Annotated in this window: 16 protein-coding genes; 4 read left to right on the top strand and 12 right to left on the bottom strand. The window is 38.5% G+C overall.

Annotated elements, in window-relative coordinates:
- Positions 1-113 precede the first annotated feature (113 nt).
- From A5849_RS11475 to A5849_RS11450, 6 genes are all read right to left on the bottom strand, one after another.
- Entirely contained in the window at positions 114-1061 is a 948-nt protein-coding gene (locus A5849_RS11475; RefSeq protein WP_033643524.1) for an alpha/beta hydrolase, read from the bottom strand.
- 172 nt (positions 1062-1233) lie between these two features.
- Entirely contained in the window at positions 1234-2478 is a 1245-nt protein-coding gene (gene glyA / locus A5849_RS11470; protein ID WP_002310116.1) for a serine hydroxymethyltransferase, read from the bottom strand.
- A 165-nt stretch (positions 2479-2643) separates the two neighbouring features.
- Positions 2644-3669, bottom strand: a complete 1026-nt coding sequence (locus A5849_RS11465; protein ID WP_002320384.1) for an L-threonylcarbamoyladenylate synthase — start codon at positions 3667-3669, stop codon at positions 2644-2646.
- Between the two features lie 193 nt (positions 3670-3862).
- A complete protein-coding gene (gene prmC, locus A5849_RS11460) occupies positions 3863-4702 on the bottom strand; it encodes a peptide chain release factor N(5)-glutamine methyltransferase (RefSeq protein WP_086310116.1) in 840 nt (279 codons plus the stop codon).
- A complete protein-coding gene (gene prfA / locus A5849_RS11455; protein WP_002291519.1) occupies positions 4695-5768 on the bottom strand; it encodes a peptide chain release factor 1 in 1074 nt (357 codons plus the stop codon). The genes prmC and prfA overlap by 8 nt, the downstream gene beginning before the upstream one ends.
- 2 nt (positions 5769-5770) lie before the next feature.
- Entirely contained in the window at positions 5771-6355 is a 585-nt protein-coding gene (locus A5849_RS11450) for a thymidine kinase (RefSeq protein WP_002291517.1), read from the bottom strand.
- 320 nt (positions 6356-6675) lie between these two features.
- Here A5849_RS11450 and A5849_RS11445 point away from each other — a divergent pair, with 320 nt between their 5' ends.
- On the top strand, positions 6676-7278 hold the full coding sequence (locus tag A5849_RS11445) for a class I SAM-dependent methyltransferase (protein WP_002314093.1): 603 nt from the start codon (positions 6676-6678) through the stop codon (positions 7276-7278).
- Positions 7279-7399: 121 nt separating this feature from the next.
- Here A5849_RS11445 and lepB read toward each other — a convergent pair whose 3' ends face one another.
- The 4 genes from lepB to A5849_RS11425 form a co-directional block, all read right to left on the bottom strand.
- Positions 7400-7969, bottom strand: a complete 570-nt coding sequence (gene lepB, locus A5849_RS11440) for a signal peptidase I (protein WP_002316795.1) — start codon at positions 7967-7969, stop codon at positions 7400-7402.
- A 173-nt stretch (positions 7970-8142) separates the two neighbouring features.
- Positions 8143-8910 (bottom strand): DUF6681 family protein, encoded by a 768-nt coding sequence (locus A5849_RS11435; RefSeq protein WP_002310109.1) that lies wholly within the window; start codon positions 8908-8910, stop codon positions 8143-8145.
- On the bottom strand, positions 8907-9386 hold the full coding sequence (locus A5849_RS11430) for a hypothetical protein (RefSeq protein ID WP_002310106.1): 480 nt from the start codon (positions 9384-9386) through the stop codon (positions 8907-8909). The genes A5849_RS11435 and A5849_RS11430 overlap by 4 nt, the downstream gene beginning before the upstream one ends.
- Before the next feature lie 124 nt (positions 9387-9510).
- Complete coding sequence (locus A5849_RS11425) at positions 9511-10248, bottom strand: epoxyqueuosine reductase QueH (protein WP_002310105.1); 738 nt, start codon at positions 10246-10248, stop codon at positions 9511-9513.
- 160 nt (positions 10249-10408) lie between these two features.
- Here A5849_RS11425 and A5849_RS11420 point away from each other — a divergent pair, with 160 nt between their 5' ends.
- The 3 genes from A5849_RS11420 to A5849_RS11410 all read left to right on the top strand — a co-directional run bounded on the left by A5849_RS11420 (position 10409) and on the right by A5849_RS11410 (position 14073).
- On the top strand, positions 10409-11809 hold the full coding sequence (locus tag A5849_RS11420) for a TrkH family potassium uptake protein (protein ID WP_086310115.1): 1401 nt from the start codon (positions 10409-10411) through the stop codon (positions 11807-11809).
- 220 nt (positions 11810-12029) lie between these two features.
- Positions 12030-13382 carry a Mur ligase family protein gene (locus tag A5849_RS11415; RefSeq protein ID WP_002310102.1) on the top strand — a complete coding sequence of 451 codons (1353 nt, stop codon included), beginning with the start codon at positions 12030-12032 and terminating at the stop codon, positions 13380-13382.
- Positions 13375-14073, top strand: a complete 699-nt coding sequence (locus A5849_RS11410) for a type 1 glutamine amidotransferase (protein ID WP_086310114.1) — start codon at positions 13375-13377, stop codon at positions 14071-14073. Before A5849_RS11415 ends, A5849_RS11410 begins: the two co-directional genes overlap by 8 nt.
- Before the next feature lie 61 nt (positions 14074-14134).
- On the opposite strand, the gene A5849_RS11405 is transcribed toward A5849_RS11410, so the two are convergent.
- Entirely contained in the window at positions 14135-15286 is a 1152-nt protein-coding gene (locus A5849_RS11405) for a mannitol-1-phosphate 5-dehydrogenase (RefSeq protein WP_002310100.1), read from the bottom strand.
- Positions 15287-15298: 12 nt separating this feature from the next.
- Positions 15299-15736, bottom strand: a complete 438-nt coding sequence (locus A5849_RS11400) for a PTS sugar transporter subunit IIA (protein WP_002291499.1) — start codon at positions 15734-15736, stop codon at positions 15299-15301.
- Between the last annotated feature and the right edge of the window lies 1 nt (position 15737).

Raw genomic sequence — 15737 nt, 5'->3', positions numbered from 1 at the left:
CTGTCGTTTCTTTTTAATTGTAAAACAAAATCAAGTGATTGACTAGTCAAACTCGCCATTTTTCCTAAGAAAATCCTTTTTTGAAAAGAAGTTTTCCTGCTGACAAGCAAAGCTTATTCTTTTTCCATGATCCAAGAAGTAGATAATGCCATTGCTGCACGCGTTGCCTTTGTCTGATCCATAGCATTTACCATGACGAAATCATGGATGATTCCTTGGAAGCGTACTTGTGTAACAGGAACCCCTGCATCACGAAGTTTGCGTGCATAAGCCTCGCCTTCCTCTCTTAATATATCCGCTTCTCCTGTCAAAATCATTGCCGGAGGTAGATCTTTTAGTTCATTCAGTTCTGCTCTCAAAGGCGAAGCTGTGATCTCAGCACGCTCTTCCTCATTCGTCGTGTATTGATCCCAAAACCATCTCATTCCTTCTCTTGTCAAAAAATAGTTTTCTCCGAATTCATGATAGGAATCTGTATCAAAATCAGCGTTGGTAACTGGATAATACAGCAATTGTTTAGATATTGGGAGCCCTTTTCGTTCTTTTGTTAAGATCGTCATGACTGTAGCCATGTTACCACCAACTGAATCTCCTGCAACGATTAGATTCTCGAGATCCAGATTTTTTGACTTGGCTAATTTATTCAGCTGTTGCAACACAGCATAATTTTGTTCAATTGCTATTGGATATTTCGCTTCAGGTGATCGACTATATTCTGGAAAGACAACGACAGAATTCGTGCGGACCGAAAGTTCTCTGATCAATTTATCATGGGTTTGAGTACTGCCAAAGACCCAACCAGCTCCATGGATATAAAAAATAACTGGTAATTTATCTATATTTCCTTCCGGTCGTACAAAACGAATATTGATTTTTCCCCATTCGCCAGTATCTACCATCAAGTCTTCAATATCAACGGAATATTTGTTCACAGGTGATTCTTGTACTTCTTCCAGTAATGCTCTTCCTTCTTCCGGTGCTAGTTCATAGATTCGCGGATGAGGTGCATTTGCATCACTGAATGCTATGGCTTCCTTTTCTAACGAGATACGATCAGTCATGACTTTTCCTCCCTGAGATTTAATGTGAAGACTAAAATTACACCTCATATACTAGAGAGCATCATCAATATTGTCAAAGAATCCGTTTTCCATAAAAAAATAAAATAGAAAAAAACAGAAAAGTCCGGTATTGAACTTTTCTGTATTATTGTATTATATGGAATTTAAATTTTTATTTTTTATGCAATGGAAATTTTTCAGTTAATTCGCGTACACCTGTTTTGACTTCGTCTAATTGAGCATTGTCGCCTTTTGCTTGTAATGCTTTAACAACTAATTCAGCCACTTTTACAGCATCTTCTTCTTTAAGCCCGCGAGTAGTGATTGCTGGTGTACCGATTCGGATGCCGCTTGTTTTGAATGGACTTAGCGTTTCAAAAGGAATCGAGTTTTTATTTACCGTGATATTCACACTGTCCAAAATACTCTCTGCTTCTTTTCCATTTATACCTAACTCACGAACATCGATCAGCATCAGATGATTATCTGTCGCTCCTGAAATGACTCTTGTTCCGATTGCTTGATTGAATACTTTGACCATTGCTTTTGCATTGGCAATGATTTGTTCACTATATTCTTTAAATGCAGGATCTAGTGCTTCTTTGAATGCCGCTGCCTTCCCAGCAATCACATGCTCTAGAGGTCCGCCTTGAATACCAGGGAAGACCGCACTATTGATTTTTTTCGCTAATGTTTCATCGTTTGTCAAAATCATGCCGCCTCGAGGTCCGCGCAATGTTTTGTGAGTGGTAGTCGTTGTGATATCTGCATAAGGAACTGGATTAGGATGAAGTCCTGCTGCTACTAATCCTGCGATATGTGCCATATCTACCATCAGTTTTGCGCCTACTTCATCTGCGATTTCTCTGAATTTCGCAAAGTCGATCGTTCGTCCGTAAGCACTGGCACCTGCTACAATCAATTTTGGTTGATGTTTTCTAGCTAAAATACGTACCACATTATAATCAATAACTTCTGTTGTCGGATCAACACCGTAAGCAACAAAGTGATAGGTTTTGCCACTGAAGTTGACTGGTGATCCATGTGTTAGATGTCCGCCTGCGGAAAGATCCATTCCTAAGATCGTGTCCCCTGGTTCTACCAAAGCGAGATAAGCAGCCGTGTTGGCTTGAGAGCCGGAGTGAGGTTGGACGTTCGCAAATTTCGCTCCGAATAATTCTTTTGCACGGTCAATCGCTAAATTTTCAACGATGTCGACAAATTCACATCCTCCATAATAGCGATGCCCTGGATAACCTTCTGCGTATTTATTTGTCAAAATACTTCCTTGCGCAGCCATCACTGCTTCGGAGACAAAGTTTTCAGAGGCAATCAGCTCCAAATTATGTTCTTGTCTTTCTTCTTCTTTGGCGATCGCAGCCCAAAGATCAGGGTCAAACGTTTTGTAATCTACCACAAACAACAGCTCCTTTTTATTTTCCTACAATTTTATTTTTCCCATCAAAAACAAATTGCCAAATATTCGTATCTCTTCTATTTACACTTCGTTTTTCGTTCACTGATAGAAGATTTACTTGATAGCATTGTATCATACTAAAAGAATGCGGCAATAACCAATTGATCATTTTTCAAAATAATTTTGTCCAGCTGCTTTTTTCAAGCGATTCATATAAGCATTCCCCAATCCAGTTTCTGGATATACTTGTACAAAAATCAAATCTAACCCAAGTGTTGGTTCATCTAATCCTCTTAGACCTGCAAACAATCCTTTAGCCGCCGCTTCTACTGAGTTGTCGTTATACATATAAACAGCTGCAGTATCTGTCCGCACTTGATCCGAAATTTCGGGGCTTGCTATGACACCTACACGGATCTTCTTATTTTTTGCCCATTGAACTGCAGTTGACCAATCGCCCTCTCTGACCATCAGAACACGTGTATCGGGTGAGTAGTGCTTGTATTTCATCCCAGGCGCTTTTGGTGTTTCATTTTCTTTTACAAGATGCTGATCAATAGCAACAGGAGATTCGATGACTGCTTCGATTTGTTCTTTCGTTACTGCACCTGGTCGTAAGATCATAGGCATGGCTGTTGGATCACTTAAATCAAGAACAGTGGATTCTACTCCAATTCGCGTAGCTCCATCATCAATGATCCCGGTAATTTTTCCTTGTAGATCATGGAATACATGATCTGCAGTTGTCGGACTTGGTTTTCCCGACGTATTTGCACTTGGACCGACAAGCGGAACCCCTGAAAGTTCGATTACTTCTAGTGTTTTTTTGTTATCCGGCATACGAAATGCAGCTGTGGATAATCCTCCTGTTACAACTGAGGGCAAGGTATCTTTTTTGATTTTAAATATCAAAGTTAGTGGTCCAGGCCAGAAGTTCTTCACAATCTTCTCTGTTTCTGGATGAAAGTTGTCCACATACTCTTTTACTTGTTCAAAAGAGGCGACATGGACGATCAATGGATTGTCTTGAGGTCTTCCTTTTACAGAAAACACTTTCTTGACAGTATTTGGCAATAGAGCATTGGCGCCCAATCCATACACTGTTTCAGTAGGAAAAGCAACAAGTTCTCCTGCTTTCAGTGCTTTGGCTGCCTCTTTTAATTCAGTTTCATCATAACGTTTCGTTTCCACAGTTTATCCACAACCCCTTTTTCATACGTTCTTGTTTTATCCAACTTTATCCTCAAGTTTTCCACTGGCTGTGGATCATTCGTTTGTCAATAGTGGATAAACTTGTTGATAAGCCAAAAAGTCGTTTACATCCTTGTCAAATTAGTGTTTTTTTATAATAAAAAAACAAATAAAAATTTTTTCATCCACAGCTTCAACTGTAGACTTGGATCATTCGTTCATTACCAAAAAGATCCTTTTTTATCGCCACTTTTTTATCTGGAAATGCTTGCTGGAATATTTTTTTTACTGCTTCACCTTGGCGAAATCCGATTTCTAAAAAAATCTTTCCATTTGGTTTTAGTACGCTTGGTGCTTCAACTGCTATTTTTTCATAAACAGCTAATCCATCGTTCTCCGCAAAAAGGGCCATCTTAGGTTCGAATGACCGGACACTTTCATCCATCAGTTCCCATTCATTCCGACTGATGTACGGCGGATTAGAAATAATCACATCAAATCGCCGATCCTGTACTGGTTCCAATGTATTCCCATGGTAAAAACTGATTTTCGTTCCTTCGTGCTGAGCATTTTCTTTCGCGACTTCTAATGCTTCTTCAGAAAGATCTACGGCAGATACATGCCAATTTTTTCTTGCTGCTTTCAAACTAATAGCAATCGCCCCAGTCCCTGTCCCGATATCTATCACTTCCAATGGTACATCAGGCGTTTCGTCTAAACACCACTCCACTAACTCTTCTGTTTCTGGTCGAGGAATCAGTGTTGCTTCGGTTACCTTCAACCGATGATCATAAAAATCTGCATATCCTAGCAAATACTGAGGCGGATGATCTGCAAGCAGAAGTCGCAGATCTGTTTCGATCAACTGTTGTTCTTCTTCTGAAATCTCTTCGTTCATATGAAGGAGCCAATCAAGTTTTTTCCATTGTTTTCGTTCCAAAAATAAAAATTGGATACTGTATGCTTCTTTTCCATGATCCTCTAAAAAAGAAGAAGCCCGTGACAGGACTCCTCGATAGGTCATTTTACCCATTTTGCATAGCTTCCAGTTTTGATGTTTGATCATACATGATCAATGCATCAACGATTTCATCCAATTTCCCTGCTAAAATCTGATCTAATTTTTGGATAGTTAATCCGATACGGTGATCAGTCACGCGATTTTGTGGGAAATTATACGTCCGAATCCGTTCTGAACGATCCCCAGTTCCGACTGCTGATTTTCGATTGGCATCATATTCACTTTGTGCTTCTTGTTGGATCTTATCATACACACGAGCACGCAAGATCTTCATTGCTTTTTCACGGTTCTTGATCTGAGAACGTTCATCCTGCATAGCAACGACGATCCCTGTTGGTAAGTGAGTCAAACGTACCGCAGATGCTGTTTTATTGACGTGCTGTCCGCCAGCACCTGAAGCATGATAGATATCTGTGCGGATATCTTTGTCTTCAATATCGATCTCTACTTCTTCAGCTTCTGGCATCACGACAACTGTCGCTGTGGAAGTATGGATACGCCCTTGCGATTCAGTTGAAGGAACACGTTGGACACGATGTGCACCACTTTCATATTTTAATTTCGAATAAACATTCTCTCCGGTAATCATCATAATCACTTCTTTGTATCCACCGATCCCGGTAACATTTGCTTCCATCACTTCTGTTTTCCAACCTTGTGCTTCAGCATACTTTTGGTACATATTGAAAAGATCACCCGCGAATAAGGCTGCTTCGTCTCCACCTGCTGCTCCGCGGATTTCCATGATGATATTTTTATCGTCATTTGGATCTTTTGGTAAAAGCAAGATCTTGATTTTTTCTTCTAAGACTTCTTTTTCTTTTTTTAACTCAGATAATTCTTCTTTTGCTAGTTCAGCCATTTCATCATCCAGTTTTTCACCAAGCAGTTCTTCTGTATCGGTGATCCCTTGTACTACTTCTTTATAACGACGATAAACTTCGACTGTTTCGCGCGTGTTTGCTTCTTCTTTTGAAAGCTGCATAAAGCGCTTTGTATCAGAAATCACTTCTGGGTCACTTAAAAGTTCTCCAAGCTCTTCATAACGGTCTTCAATTGATTGTAATTGATCGTACATGCTTATTCTCCTTCTGTAATCATTGATGGATGAAAGTAATGTTTTCGACAAACGGGGTAATAAGCTTCATTTCCGCCAATTTGCACTTGATCGCCTTCATAAACAGGTTTCCCATCAATATAATGTAAATTCATGATTGCTTTTTTGTGGCAGAACCAACAGATCGTTTTCATTTCTTCAATCTTGTCTGCGTAAAGCAATAAATATTTTGATCCTTCAAATAACTCGTTTCGAAAATCATTTTTCAAACCAAACGCCATAACCGGAATATCCAATTCATCCACGATTCTCGTAAAAGCAATGACATGTTTCTTTTTTAAGAACTGCGCTTCATCGATCAGCACACAATAGGGTTTGCTTTCCATGTTCTGAATCACGTCAAATACGTCTGTTTCTTCAAATATCGGCATTGCTTCACGTTTCAGTCCGATTCGGCTTGAAACAACGCCTAAACCATCTCTCGTATCAATACCGCTTGTCATCAAGACAACTGGTTTATTTTGTTCTTCATAATTATGTGCGACTTTTAGGATCTCGATTGTCTTGCCGCTATTCATTGCGCCATACTTAAAAAATAGTTGTGCCATGCTCTTTTTCACCTTCCAGTTTGTTCCTATGGTATTATACTTGATTTTCAACATTTTTTACAGTGAGAATTTTCATCAAGCACAGATTATCGTTCAAATCCCTTGCTTACTTTTGTTCCAATTTTTTGACAAGAACTAAATAAGGCGATCCATTTATCTTATCTTTCTAGAAAAATTTCTGTCCTTGAAAATTCTTAGGATTTATAAAAATAAGTACATCTGCTAAATACTTTCTTTTTGAATTGAGTATAGCATGTTTTCTTTCTTTTCACGTGCTATAATAAGTTAAAATTCCAAAGTTTTATGTAAGGAGCTATTTGATGACAAAAAATATTTTTGATTCCATCGCTAATCATTATGATTCCCCTGACCGTCAAGCATTAGCCAAGATTATTCGCGAAGAACTAACAACTTATCTACCGCGCGACAGCCACCAAAAAGTCCTGCTGGATTACGGAGGCGGAACTGGGCTTGTGAGTTTACCGCTTGCGGAAAGATTCAAAGAACTGATCATTGCCGATGCTTCAGAAACTATGTTGAAAATGGTAGAAGAAAAGATCCAAGCAGCAGATCTGAAAAATGTCCGAACGATCCACGCTGATGCTTCTGTCGAATTTCCTGCTATCCAAGCAGATGTGATCCTTCTATCACTCGTACTTTTGCACATTCCTGATACGAAGACTATTCTCATGAAACTTTTCGAACTTTTAGCTCCTGGCGGTCAACTGATTATTGTAGATTTTGACAAGAATGAACAAATCAGTCATCCGAAAGTCCATAATGGCTTTATCCAAGAAGAATTGAACGATCGATTGAAAAAAACTGGCTTTGTCTCTACTGCTAGTCATACTTTTCATCGTGGAGAAAAGCTATTTATGAACAAAAACGCTTCGCTTTTCCTATCCATCAGCCAAAAAGCTTAAAAAGAAGCTGTGACAAAAATATGTCACAGCTTCTTTTTTCGTTTAAACGGTGTTCCAAAAGCAGTTTCTTATTTCTTGAAGCTGACCACTTCTGTCACAACCTCTTCTTTTTATTTTTTCATCAAATGATTTTGATTTCGGAAAGAGGCCAGTAGCGGAAAACAACTTTGCCTTGGATCATATCTTTGTCGACTAACCCAAACATTCGGCTGTCTTTTGAAATCAAACGGTTATCACCCAGAACAAGATACTTTCCTTTTGGCACAGTATATTCAAAATCGCTCGTAAAGGTAGAGGCACTTTCTGCTTGTGCTTGGAACCCTGAACTATAAGCATACTCTCCTTGTAACTTATCTTCTGAAAATTCTTTTTTGAACTTATCTAGATAAGGCTCATCATACTTTTTGCCATTAATGGTCAACTGGTCATTTTCCATCTTAACTGTGTCCCCAGGCATACCAATGATTCGTTTAACGATCATTCGTTCTTCATCCCCTGGTTCCTTCGTAGTAATGATGTCCATTCGTTCATAGTTCGAGATTTTAGATGAAATCAGTCGTTGTCCATCACTTAATGTAGGGTCCATCGAATGTCCGTTTACAGTGACTGGTGTAAACACGTACACTCTAGCTAATAAAATAGCCGCTAATACAAGGATCAGAATCCCCCAATTTTTCAAAAATTCTTTCACAGCTTACCTCCTACTTATATTTCCTCGTTATTTATTACATTTTTTTACGATATTTCATTGTACTCTCTTTATTCTACAATGTTTATAAATGAAAGGAAAGAATAAGTGACGTGTTCGTTCTATTTTTCTCGTTATATAAAAAAGGGGCATGACAAAAGTCATGTCACATCCCCTTATGAATGTCTTCTTCTTTGGCTCCGACTATAAACAACTTGTTCTTCTTGTGATTGTGCTTTTTTTGCAATTAATTTCAGGCGATAAGGCTCATGATAACGCAACCCGTCTTTGACAAAATCACCGCCAACGATGAACAATCCGACAGGTTCTAATGTGTCTTCTGTTGAGCTCAGCCGAATGGTCCCTACTTTTTCCATGTCCGAGTAGCTTCGTCCAATATTTAGAACATACTCTTTCTCTCCTGTTTTCTTGACATAGTAATAAGGATACAACGTATTTCTATCGACAAGAAATCCATCCATGCGACCGAGTTCATTTATTTTGATCTCACCATTTCCAATCAAGTACCGCATATTCTCGGCTAATTTCAATTGGTAATCTTCGTCATAAGAAACCATGACCTCTTGTGTATTCACTTTATCGATCGAATTTCCATTATTGATTGTTTCTTCTGTCTGGATGTTGAACGCTTCATCAGGCAAATACTTCACAAAAAGCTGTGTGACATCGGCTTTCGTGTTTTTATCTAAAAAGTAATAAAATACATTTAAAACAGTAAAATAAACAAGCACTAGAAATGCAAGTCCATATAAGAAAAATTGAAGATAGTTTTGGTTTTGCCAAAGTCCATAAACAATTCTCAATAAATAAAGCGTGGGGATCACACTTAAAATCGTATATCCACGGTTAAGATATTTAGGACTGATGTCTAAATAGCCAAGGAATTTATGCACCCCATTGATAAGGTCTAGTAAAAATGTCATTGAGAATCACCTGCTTGTTGGTTATACGTTTGGGTATTTCCTGAATCTTGGTTTTGCTGTGCTGTACGTGCTGCATCATCATTTTGCGTGTTATCATCTACAGTCGTACTGCTTGGTATCGTTTCGGAGCTAGCACTTGTATCCGGACTTGTACTTGGATTGGTTGAATCCGATGAAGTGCCATCTGGTACCGTATTGCTTGTTTCGCTTGAGCTGTCAGTTGTATATGTCTCATCATACGACGAACTAGTTGTTGTGTCGTCCCATGTACTTGTCGTAGTGGTTTCATTCAAACTTTCCGTTGTTGTTGGTTCAGATGTCGAGACTGAAGTAGTTGGTGTTGTTTCTTCTACAGTACTAGAACTTGAACTGGGTGCACGGTAGCTGGAACTATTCACAATACCTGTAGTAGTCGCGACAATCGTCGAGATTGTTAATACAGCGATTGGCTTCAAAATAGGTGCTACTTTTCGCATCTTATCTCTTCCTTCATTGAAATTTATTCTTGTTTTCTTACTTTACTACGGACAAATTATACAGTCTACCTTATTTCTACCATAAATTCTTTATTTTTTTCTTACGTTTTTCCGAAAGATTTCTTTAATTTTCATCAAAAACTACGGTCGATGTTTTTAAGTAAGCTTTTGCTTCCCGATTGATTTCTTTCAGATCACATCCTTGCTGCTTGGCAGCGAACACGCAACCACAATAACATTGGCGATAGATATCATACTCTTTGCACATTTGCAAAGAGCGTTCATAGCCTTTGTTTTTCTTGAAATCACTTGGCAAATATTGTGTCCCGTAAATCTTTTGGATATCCATTCCGATTTGATTGATCAAGGCTGCATTTTTCTTTGGTGAGATCGTCAGGGCACTTCCAAAGTAATCGTATCCTAGTTCTTGCGCTTTTTGCGCAACAAGATCTAATCGCATATTGAAGCATGCACTGCAGCGAGCACCACCTTCTTTTTCGTCTTCAAGATGGTTTGTTAAAACCATTTTGGTGAATTCACTTGGACGGTATTCATCAACAATCAGCGCTACATGATGGTCAGTTTTCTCATTAAATTGGTCTACAAATCGTTTTTGTTCATGTAACCTCCGCAAATACTCACTTTTAGGATGGATATTCGAATTTGAAAAAAATAACGTGATATCTGCATATTGAGACATGAATTCCAACGTGTGCGTACTGCAAGGAGCACAGCATGTATGTATTAATATCTTAGGCTTTACTTCTTCTTTCTCCCATTGCATGATCATTTTTTTTAGAACTGTATCATAATTTATTTTTTGATTTTTCATTTTTTCTACGATTTGTTGGGCATTGATCAATTTGTTATTCCTCCTCCTTCTTTTTTCTAGGATTTGCTTTATTATAAGCCATTTCTATTTTAATCGAAAGCTGTATTGTTATCTGTTCAATAATTTCTTTGAGTATTCCTGATTCCCCTTGTATACTGGTAGAAACGACTATTGTCAGGAGGATAGTACTGTGCATGTTGATTTATTCTTTCGAAGGCTGCAACGGCGAGGACAGAAGTTTGCTGCTAATCATTTCTCATCGATCCAAATCATCGTTTTTTATTATATATTGATGACGGTCTTATCACTCGTTCTATTTTATCTGCCGATTTTTCGCGAACCAGATAGCCATGTTTCTTTTGTGGACATGCTGTTCATGGCAATCAGTACAGTGAGCGTGACTGGACTATCGACTTTTGATATCAATTCTGTGTTCAATGATAACGGCATTATACTGCTGGAAATATTATTTCAAGTTGGTGGTTTGGGGATCATGATGATTTCTACTGCTTTTGTCATTTTTTCTAAACGACGAATCACATTGAAACAGCGGCAGCTGATCATGACGGATATGAATCAACCGCGTTTGTCTGGTATCGTCCGACTGATCCGGATTACTTTTGCTATTTTAATCTGGTTTCAATTACTTTTTGGGACATTCTTTTCTATTTATTTTTATTACAGAGGCTATTTTGATCGTTGGCGTGATGCCGTTTTTTACGGTTTTTATCAGGCGATATCGGCTGTCACGAACTCTGGATTTGACGTCACTGGGGATTCCATCAAGCCCTTTGCACATGACTATTTTTTCTTAATCCTAATCATGTTTTTGATTTTTGTCGGCGGAATTGGTTTTCCTGTATTGATGGAGTGTCGGGAGTGGCTATTATATAAACGTTCCAGTGCAAAGCTTCCATTTCGTTTTTCCTTGTTTACCAAATTGGCTGTGTTGGCTTTTGTCATCTTGTTTGTTTCGGGAACTATCTTAATTTATCTATTGGAAAAGGACCATTTATTCCAAGATTCCAGTATGAGTGTCAAATGGATCAATTCGATGTTTTATTCGATTACGACTCGTAATGCCGGTCTCCAGATTCACGATTTGAGTGATTTTCAGATCACGACACTGATTATTTTTTCTTTACTGATGTTTATCGGATGCAGTCCTAGTTCTGTAGGAGGCGGGATACGAACAACTACTGTAGCGATCATCGGTTTGTATCTATACTCCTTCCTCAAGAGTGAAGATAATATCAATATTTTTGGACGGAGAATCGATCAAGATGATGTGCGAAAGTCAGTCGTTGTCTTTATGCTTTCTCTTGGTATGTGTTTCTTTTGTATCGTTTTTTTATCTGCTACAGAGGAACAAACACTGATCTCGATCATCGTCGAAGTAACTTCTGCTTTTGGAACAACTGGTTTGTCCTTAGGGATTACCGGCGACTTGTCTGTTGTAGGGAAAATCACGATTGCTGCCCTGATGTTTATTGGGCGGATTGGAATGCTGTATACATTGATGCTGTTCGTACCAAAAGAAACCCGAGATCTGGGCTATGAATATCCAAGTGAGAAAATCATTATTGGTTAATAATGAAAAGACCGATGAGGAGGAATAAAATCACAGCAGCTTGAAACAATCATTTTGTTTCAAGCTGTTTTTTTGTTAAATCATGCGGTTTTGTCCGATTTCATGCACTTTTAGCCGTAACCTTTTCTTAAGAATAAGAAAAGCAATTTAACCTTTTTTTCAACATATGGTATGATTAGTTGAATTTATTCGTCAGCAAATCGTTTTTGGAGGTTACATAATGGGAATACGCAGTCATTTTGCGATTGCAGTTGGGAAAACGTCGCAATGGGCATTAAAAACTTTTTTTAAAGGCGGATCAAGTTTACCAGGTAAACTAGCGCTGAAAGTCGATCCACATATATTGGATAGCTTGGCAAAAGACTACCAAGTCGTCGTTGTTACCGGAACAAATGGTAAAACATTGACTACCGCTTTAACAGTCAATATTTTGCGCCAGCAATTCGATGAAGTTCTAACCAATCCTACTGGTGCGAATATGGTACAAGGAATTGTATCGACTTTCTTGCAGGCAAAACCAAAAAAAGGACAGAAAAAATTTGCTGTCCTAGAAATAGATGAAGCAAGTTTGAGCAAAGTCACAGAATACATGAAACCAGAACTATTTTTATTTACAAATATTTTCCGTGATCAAATGGATCGGTATGGAGAAATTTATACGACCTATAAAATGATTGTAGACGGTGCCGCAAAGTCACCAAATGCAACGATTATCAGTAACGGTGATTCACCGATCTTCAATTCGATCGAAACAGTTAATCCTAGAAAATATTATGGCTTTGACCATGAAGAAGATCGTGAACAAATGGCGCATTACAATACAGATGGTGTCTTGTGTCCAAATTGTCATCACATCTTGCATTATAAAATGATCACTTATGCAAACTTAGGAAAATATTACTGTCCAAATTGTGACTTCAAACGTCCTGAACTGGATTACCGATTGACTGATATGGTACGGATGGATAATGTTTCAGCAGATTTTGTGATCGATGGTCATGAATATGGAATCGAAGTTGGTGGTATGTATAACGTCTACAACGCTTTAGCAGCTACTGCAGTGGCGGAGTACTTCAATGTCGATCCTGATAAAATCAAACAAGGTTTAGGATATGACGAGAAAGTGTTCGGCCGACAAGAAGTCATCAATATCAATGGAAAGAAATGTACATTAGTACTTGTCAAAAATCCTGTAGGCATCAATCAAGTGATCGATATGATTGGTCTAGCTCCTTATCCATTTTCTTTAGTGGCTTTATTGAATGCCAATTACGCAGACGGAATCGATGTCAGCTGGATTTGGGATGGTAATTTTGAAAACTTTGCCGATATGGATATCCCTGCTGTTATTTCTGGAGGAGACCGTCATACAGATATGACTTTACGTCTGAAAGTTGCCGGGATTCCAGAAAATAAATTGACAGAAACAAAAGAATTACCAGAAGTAATCGAAAAAATCAAAGAATTGCCAACTGAACATGTCTATATCTTAGCTACTTACACTGCTGTATTGCAGCTACGTAAAGAACTAGCGGCTCAAGGATTTATCAAAGGAGGAATGAATCATGGCTAATTATGAACTCAATATCGCCCACCTTTATGGAAATTTGATGAACACATATGGTGATAACGGAAACCTTTTGATGTTGAAATATGTAGCAGAAAAAATGGGGGTTTCTTGCCATACGGAGATCGTTAGTATACATGAACCTTTTGATGCTAATAAATATGACTTGGTTTTCTTTGGCGGTGGTCAAGACTTTGAGCAACTGATCATTTCAAAAGACATCCAGAAAAAGAAAGATTCTTTGATCAACTATATCGAAAATGATGGTGTCATGTTAGCCATTTGCGGTGGTTATCAATTACTGGGTCACTACTACATGGGAGCCAACGGAGAAAAGATCCAAGGTATCAGTGCCCTGGATCACTACACATTAAGTCAGGAAAACAACCGGTTTATCGGTGACATTGTCATCCATAATGAAGAATTCAATGAAACTTATTATGGATTTGAAAACCACAATGGTCGGACTTTCTTAGGTGAAGGTGAACGGCCTTTGGGGAAAGTGGTACAAGGTCAAGGGAACAATGGGGAAGATCAATCCGAAGGTGTCATTTACCGAAATGTCTTCGGTTCTTATTTCCATGGACCTATCCTTGCAAGAAATGAGAAATTAGCAGCTCGCTTGATCCGCCTAGCTTTAGAACAACGTTACGGTGAAGAGTTGGACCTGCCCTATCTTGAAGGACAAACAGCCTAGTTATTCGAAAAAGGGGAATGTGACAAAAGTTGCGTCACATTCCCCTTTTTCGTATCCTATTTTAAGCGACTTGCTTGGCATAACGGTTCACGTTTTGCTTGATATTCCCGATTGTTTTCGGATCATTGATTCCTGTGACTTCTTGGATCAATTGTTCTAAGTTTTCATGGATCTTCATTTCATGCAGTTGACGGCTTTGTTCATCTTCAGGATCATAATAATTAAAAATAATACCCATTGTTGCCGTCAAATGTGGACAAGTCAAGTTATGTTCTTGCAGTTCTCTCATTGGCCGTGTAAACCGTTCTTGATAACCTAACTTACGTAATGGTGTCCGAGCGACACGTGTGATCGCATCAGAGATATATTTGTTTTGGAAACGATGGATGATTTTTTCAATATACGCATGATGCTGCTCTGAATCAAACCCCCATTTGGCAATCAGCAAACTTCCTGTTTCCTGCAGAACTGATTTTAATTGTGCTACAACTAACGCATCTTGCATTGCTTCATCAATGGTCTGGTAACCTAACAAGGCACCTGTATAAGCGACAGTCGCATGACCAGTATTGACACTAAATAGTTTGCGTTCGATATATGGTTCTAGATCATCTACATATAAAACCCCTTTTAATTGGATTTCTTTATTTTTTCTTTGGCTATCGTCAATGACCCATTCCTTGAAAGGTTCTACTTGGACGAATAAAGGATCTTCATGGTGTTGTAATGGGACGATTCGATCGACTGCTGCATTTGGAAAGCCGATATATTTGTCAGTAAATGATGTTTCTGGAAGATATTTATACACTTCTTTTTCTAGAAATGCTGAACCACCAATCATGTTTTCACAGGCAATGACATCTAAAGGTGTTGTGTTTCCTTCCATTTCTCTTGCTTGGATACCTTTTGCAATCAACTCGGCAATAAAAGGTAAGATATTCGGGCCAATGGCGGTAGTGACTAAATCTGCTTCAGCGATTTCTTGGATTACTTTTTCTGGATTTGTTTGATTGTTGATTCCTTTGACATTTTTCACAGTGATTCTTTCTTTTGATTCATCTGCTAATTCGATTTCGTATTCTTTTCTTTCATTTAAAGCATCAATGATCGTGTGATTCACATCTACGAAAGTAATCTCAAATCCATTAGTTGCCAAAATTTCTCCAATAAATCCTCGACCGATATTTCCTGCACCAAAATGTACTGCTCTCATTTTTCTCTCTCCTTAAGCAATTGCTAGATTTTCCGTTACTTCTTCTTTGCTGAGCGCGTCTGCTAGTTGGACAACATTGTCCATATCACTGCAATAAAGTGCGATTTGCTGTACAAGTTGCAGATGCTCATCGCCGACTCCTGCTATACCGAACAAAACAGTCGCAATCTTTTCTTCTTCTTCCGTACCAAAATTGACACCGTCTGGCACCTGTACGACACAAATGCCGGATTTTTTCACATATTTTTTTGCTTCATCTGTTCCATGAGGAATCGCGATAAAATTCCCCATGTAAACAGATAACATGTTGTCTCTTTCTACCATGGCATCGATATATTCCTCATCAACGCATCCTGCTTCTACAAGCTTTTGACCGCAATAGCGGATCGCTTCTTCTTTGGTTTTAAATGATCGATTGAGTTCGATCATGTCGAATGGCAAACTTTGCATG

Origin of the sequence: Enterococcus sp. 10F3_DIV0382 (assembly GCF_002140245.1) — a bacterium.
In the GTDB taxonomy this organism is placed as follows: domain Bacteria; phylum Bacillota; class Bacilli; order Lactobacillales; family Enterococcaceae; genus Enterococcus_B; species Enterococcus_B lactis.
This window is presented reverse-complemented; position numbering and strand designations above follow the sequence as displayed.

Coding starts and splice junctions, on each gene's coding strand:
- A5849_RS11405 (WP_002310100.1), bottom strand. CDS start 15,286: ATGAGAGCAGTACATTTTGGTGCAGGAAATATCGGTCGAGGATTTATT.
- A5849_RS11415 (WP_002310102.1), top strand. CDS start 12,030: ATGGGAATACGCAGTCATTTTGCGATTGCAGTTGGGAAAACGTCGCAA.
- A5849_RS11430 (WP_002310106.1), bottom strand. CDS start 9,386: ATGCGAAAAGTAGCACCTATTTTGAAGCCAATCGCTGTATTAACAATC.
- A5849_RS11400 (WP_002291499.1), bottom strand. CDS start 15,736: ATGCAAAGTTTGCCATTCGACATGATCGAACTCAATCGATCATTTAAA.
- A5849_RS11475 (WP_033643524.1), bottom strand. CDS start 1,061: ATGACTGATCGTATCTCGTTAGAAAAGGAAGCCATAGCATTCAGTGAT.
- prfA (WP_002291519.1), bottom strand. CDS start 5,768: ATGTACGATCAATTACAATCAATTGAAGACCGTTATGAAGAGCTTGGA.
- prmC (WP_086310116.1), bottom strand. CDS start 4,702: ATGGGTAAAATGACCTATCGAGGAGTCCTGTCACGGGCTTCTTCTTTT.
- A5849_RS11445 (WP_002314093.1), top strand. CDS start 6,676: ATGACAAAAAATATTTTTGATTCCATCGCTAATCATTATGATTCCCCT.
- A5849_RS11450 (WP_002291517.1), bottom strand. CDS start 6,355: ATGGCACAACTATTTTTTAAGTATGGCGCAATGAATAGCGGCAAGACA.
- A5849_RS11410 (WP_086310114.1), top strand. CDS start 13,375: ATGGCTAATTATGAACTCAATATCGCCCACCTTTATGGAAATTTGATG.
- A5849_RS11435 (WP_002310109.1), bottom strand. CDS start 8,910: ATGACATTTTTACTAGACCTTATCAATGGGGTGCATAAATTCCTTGGC.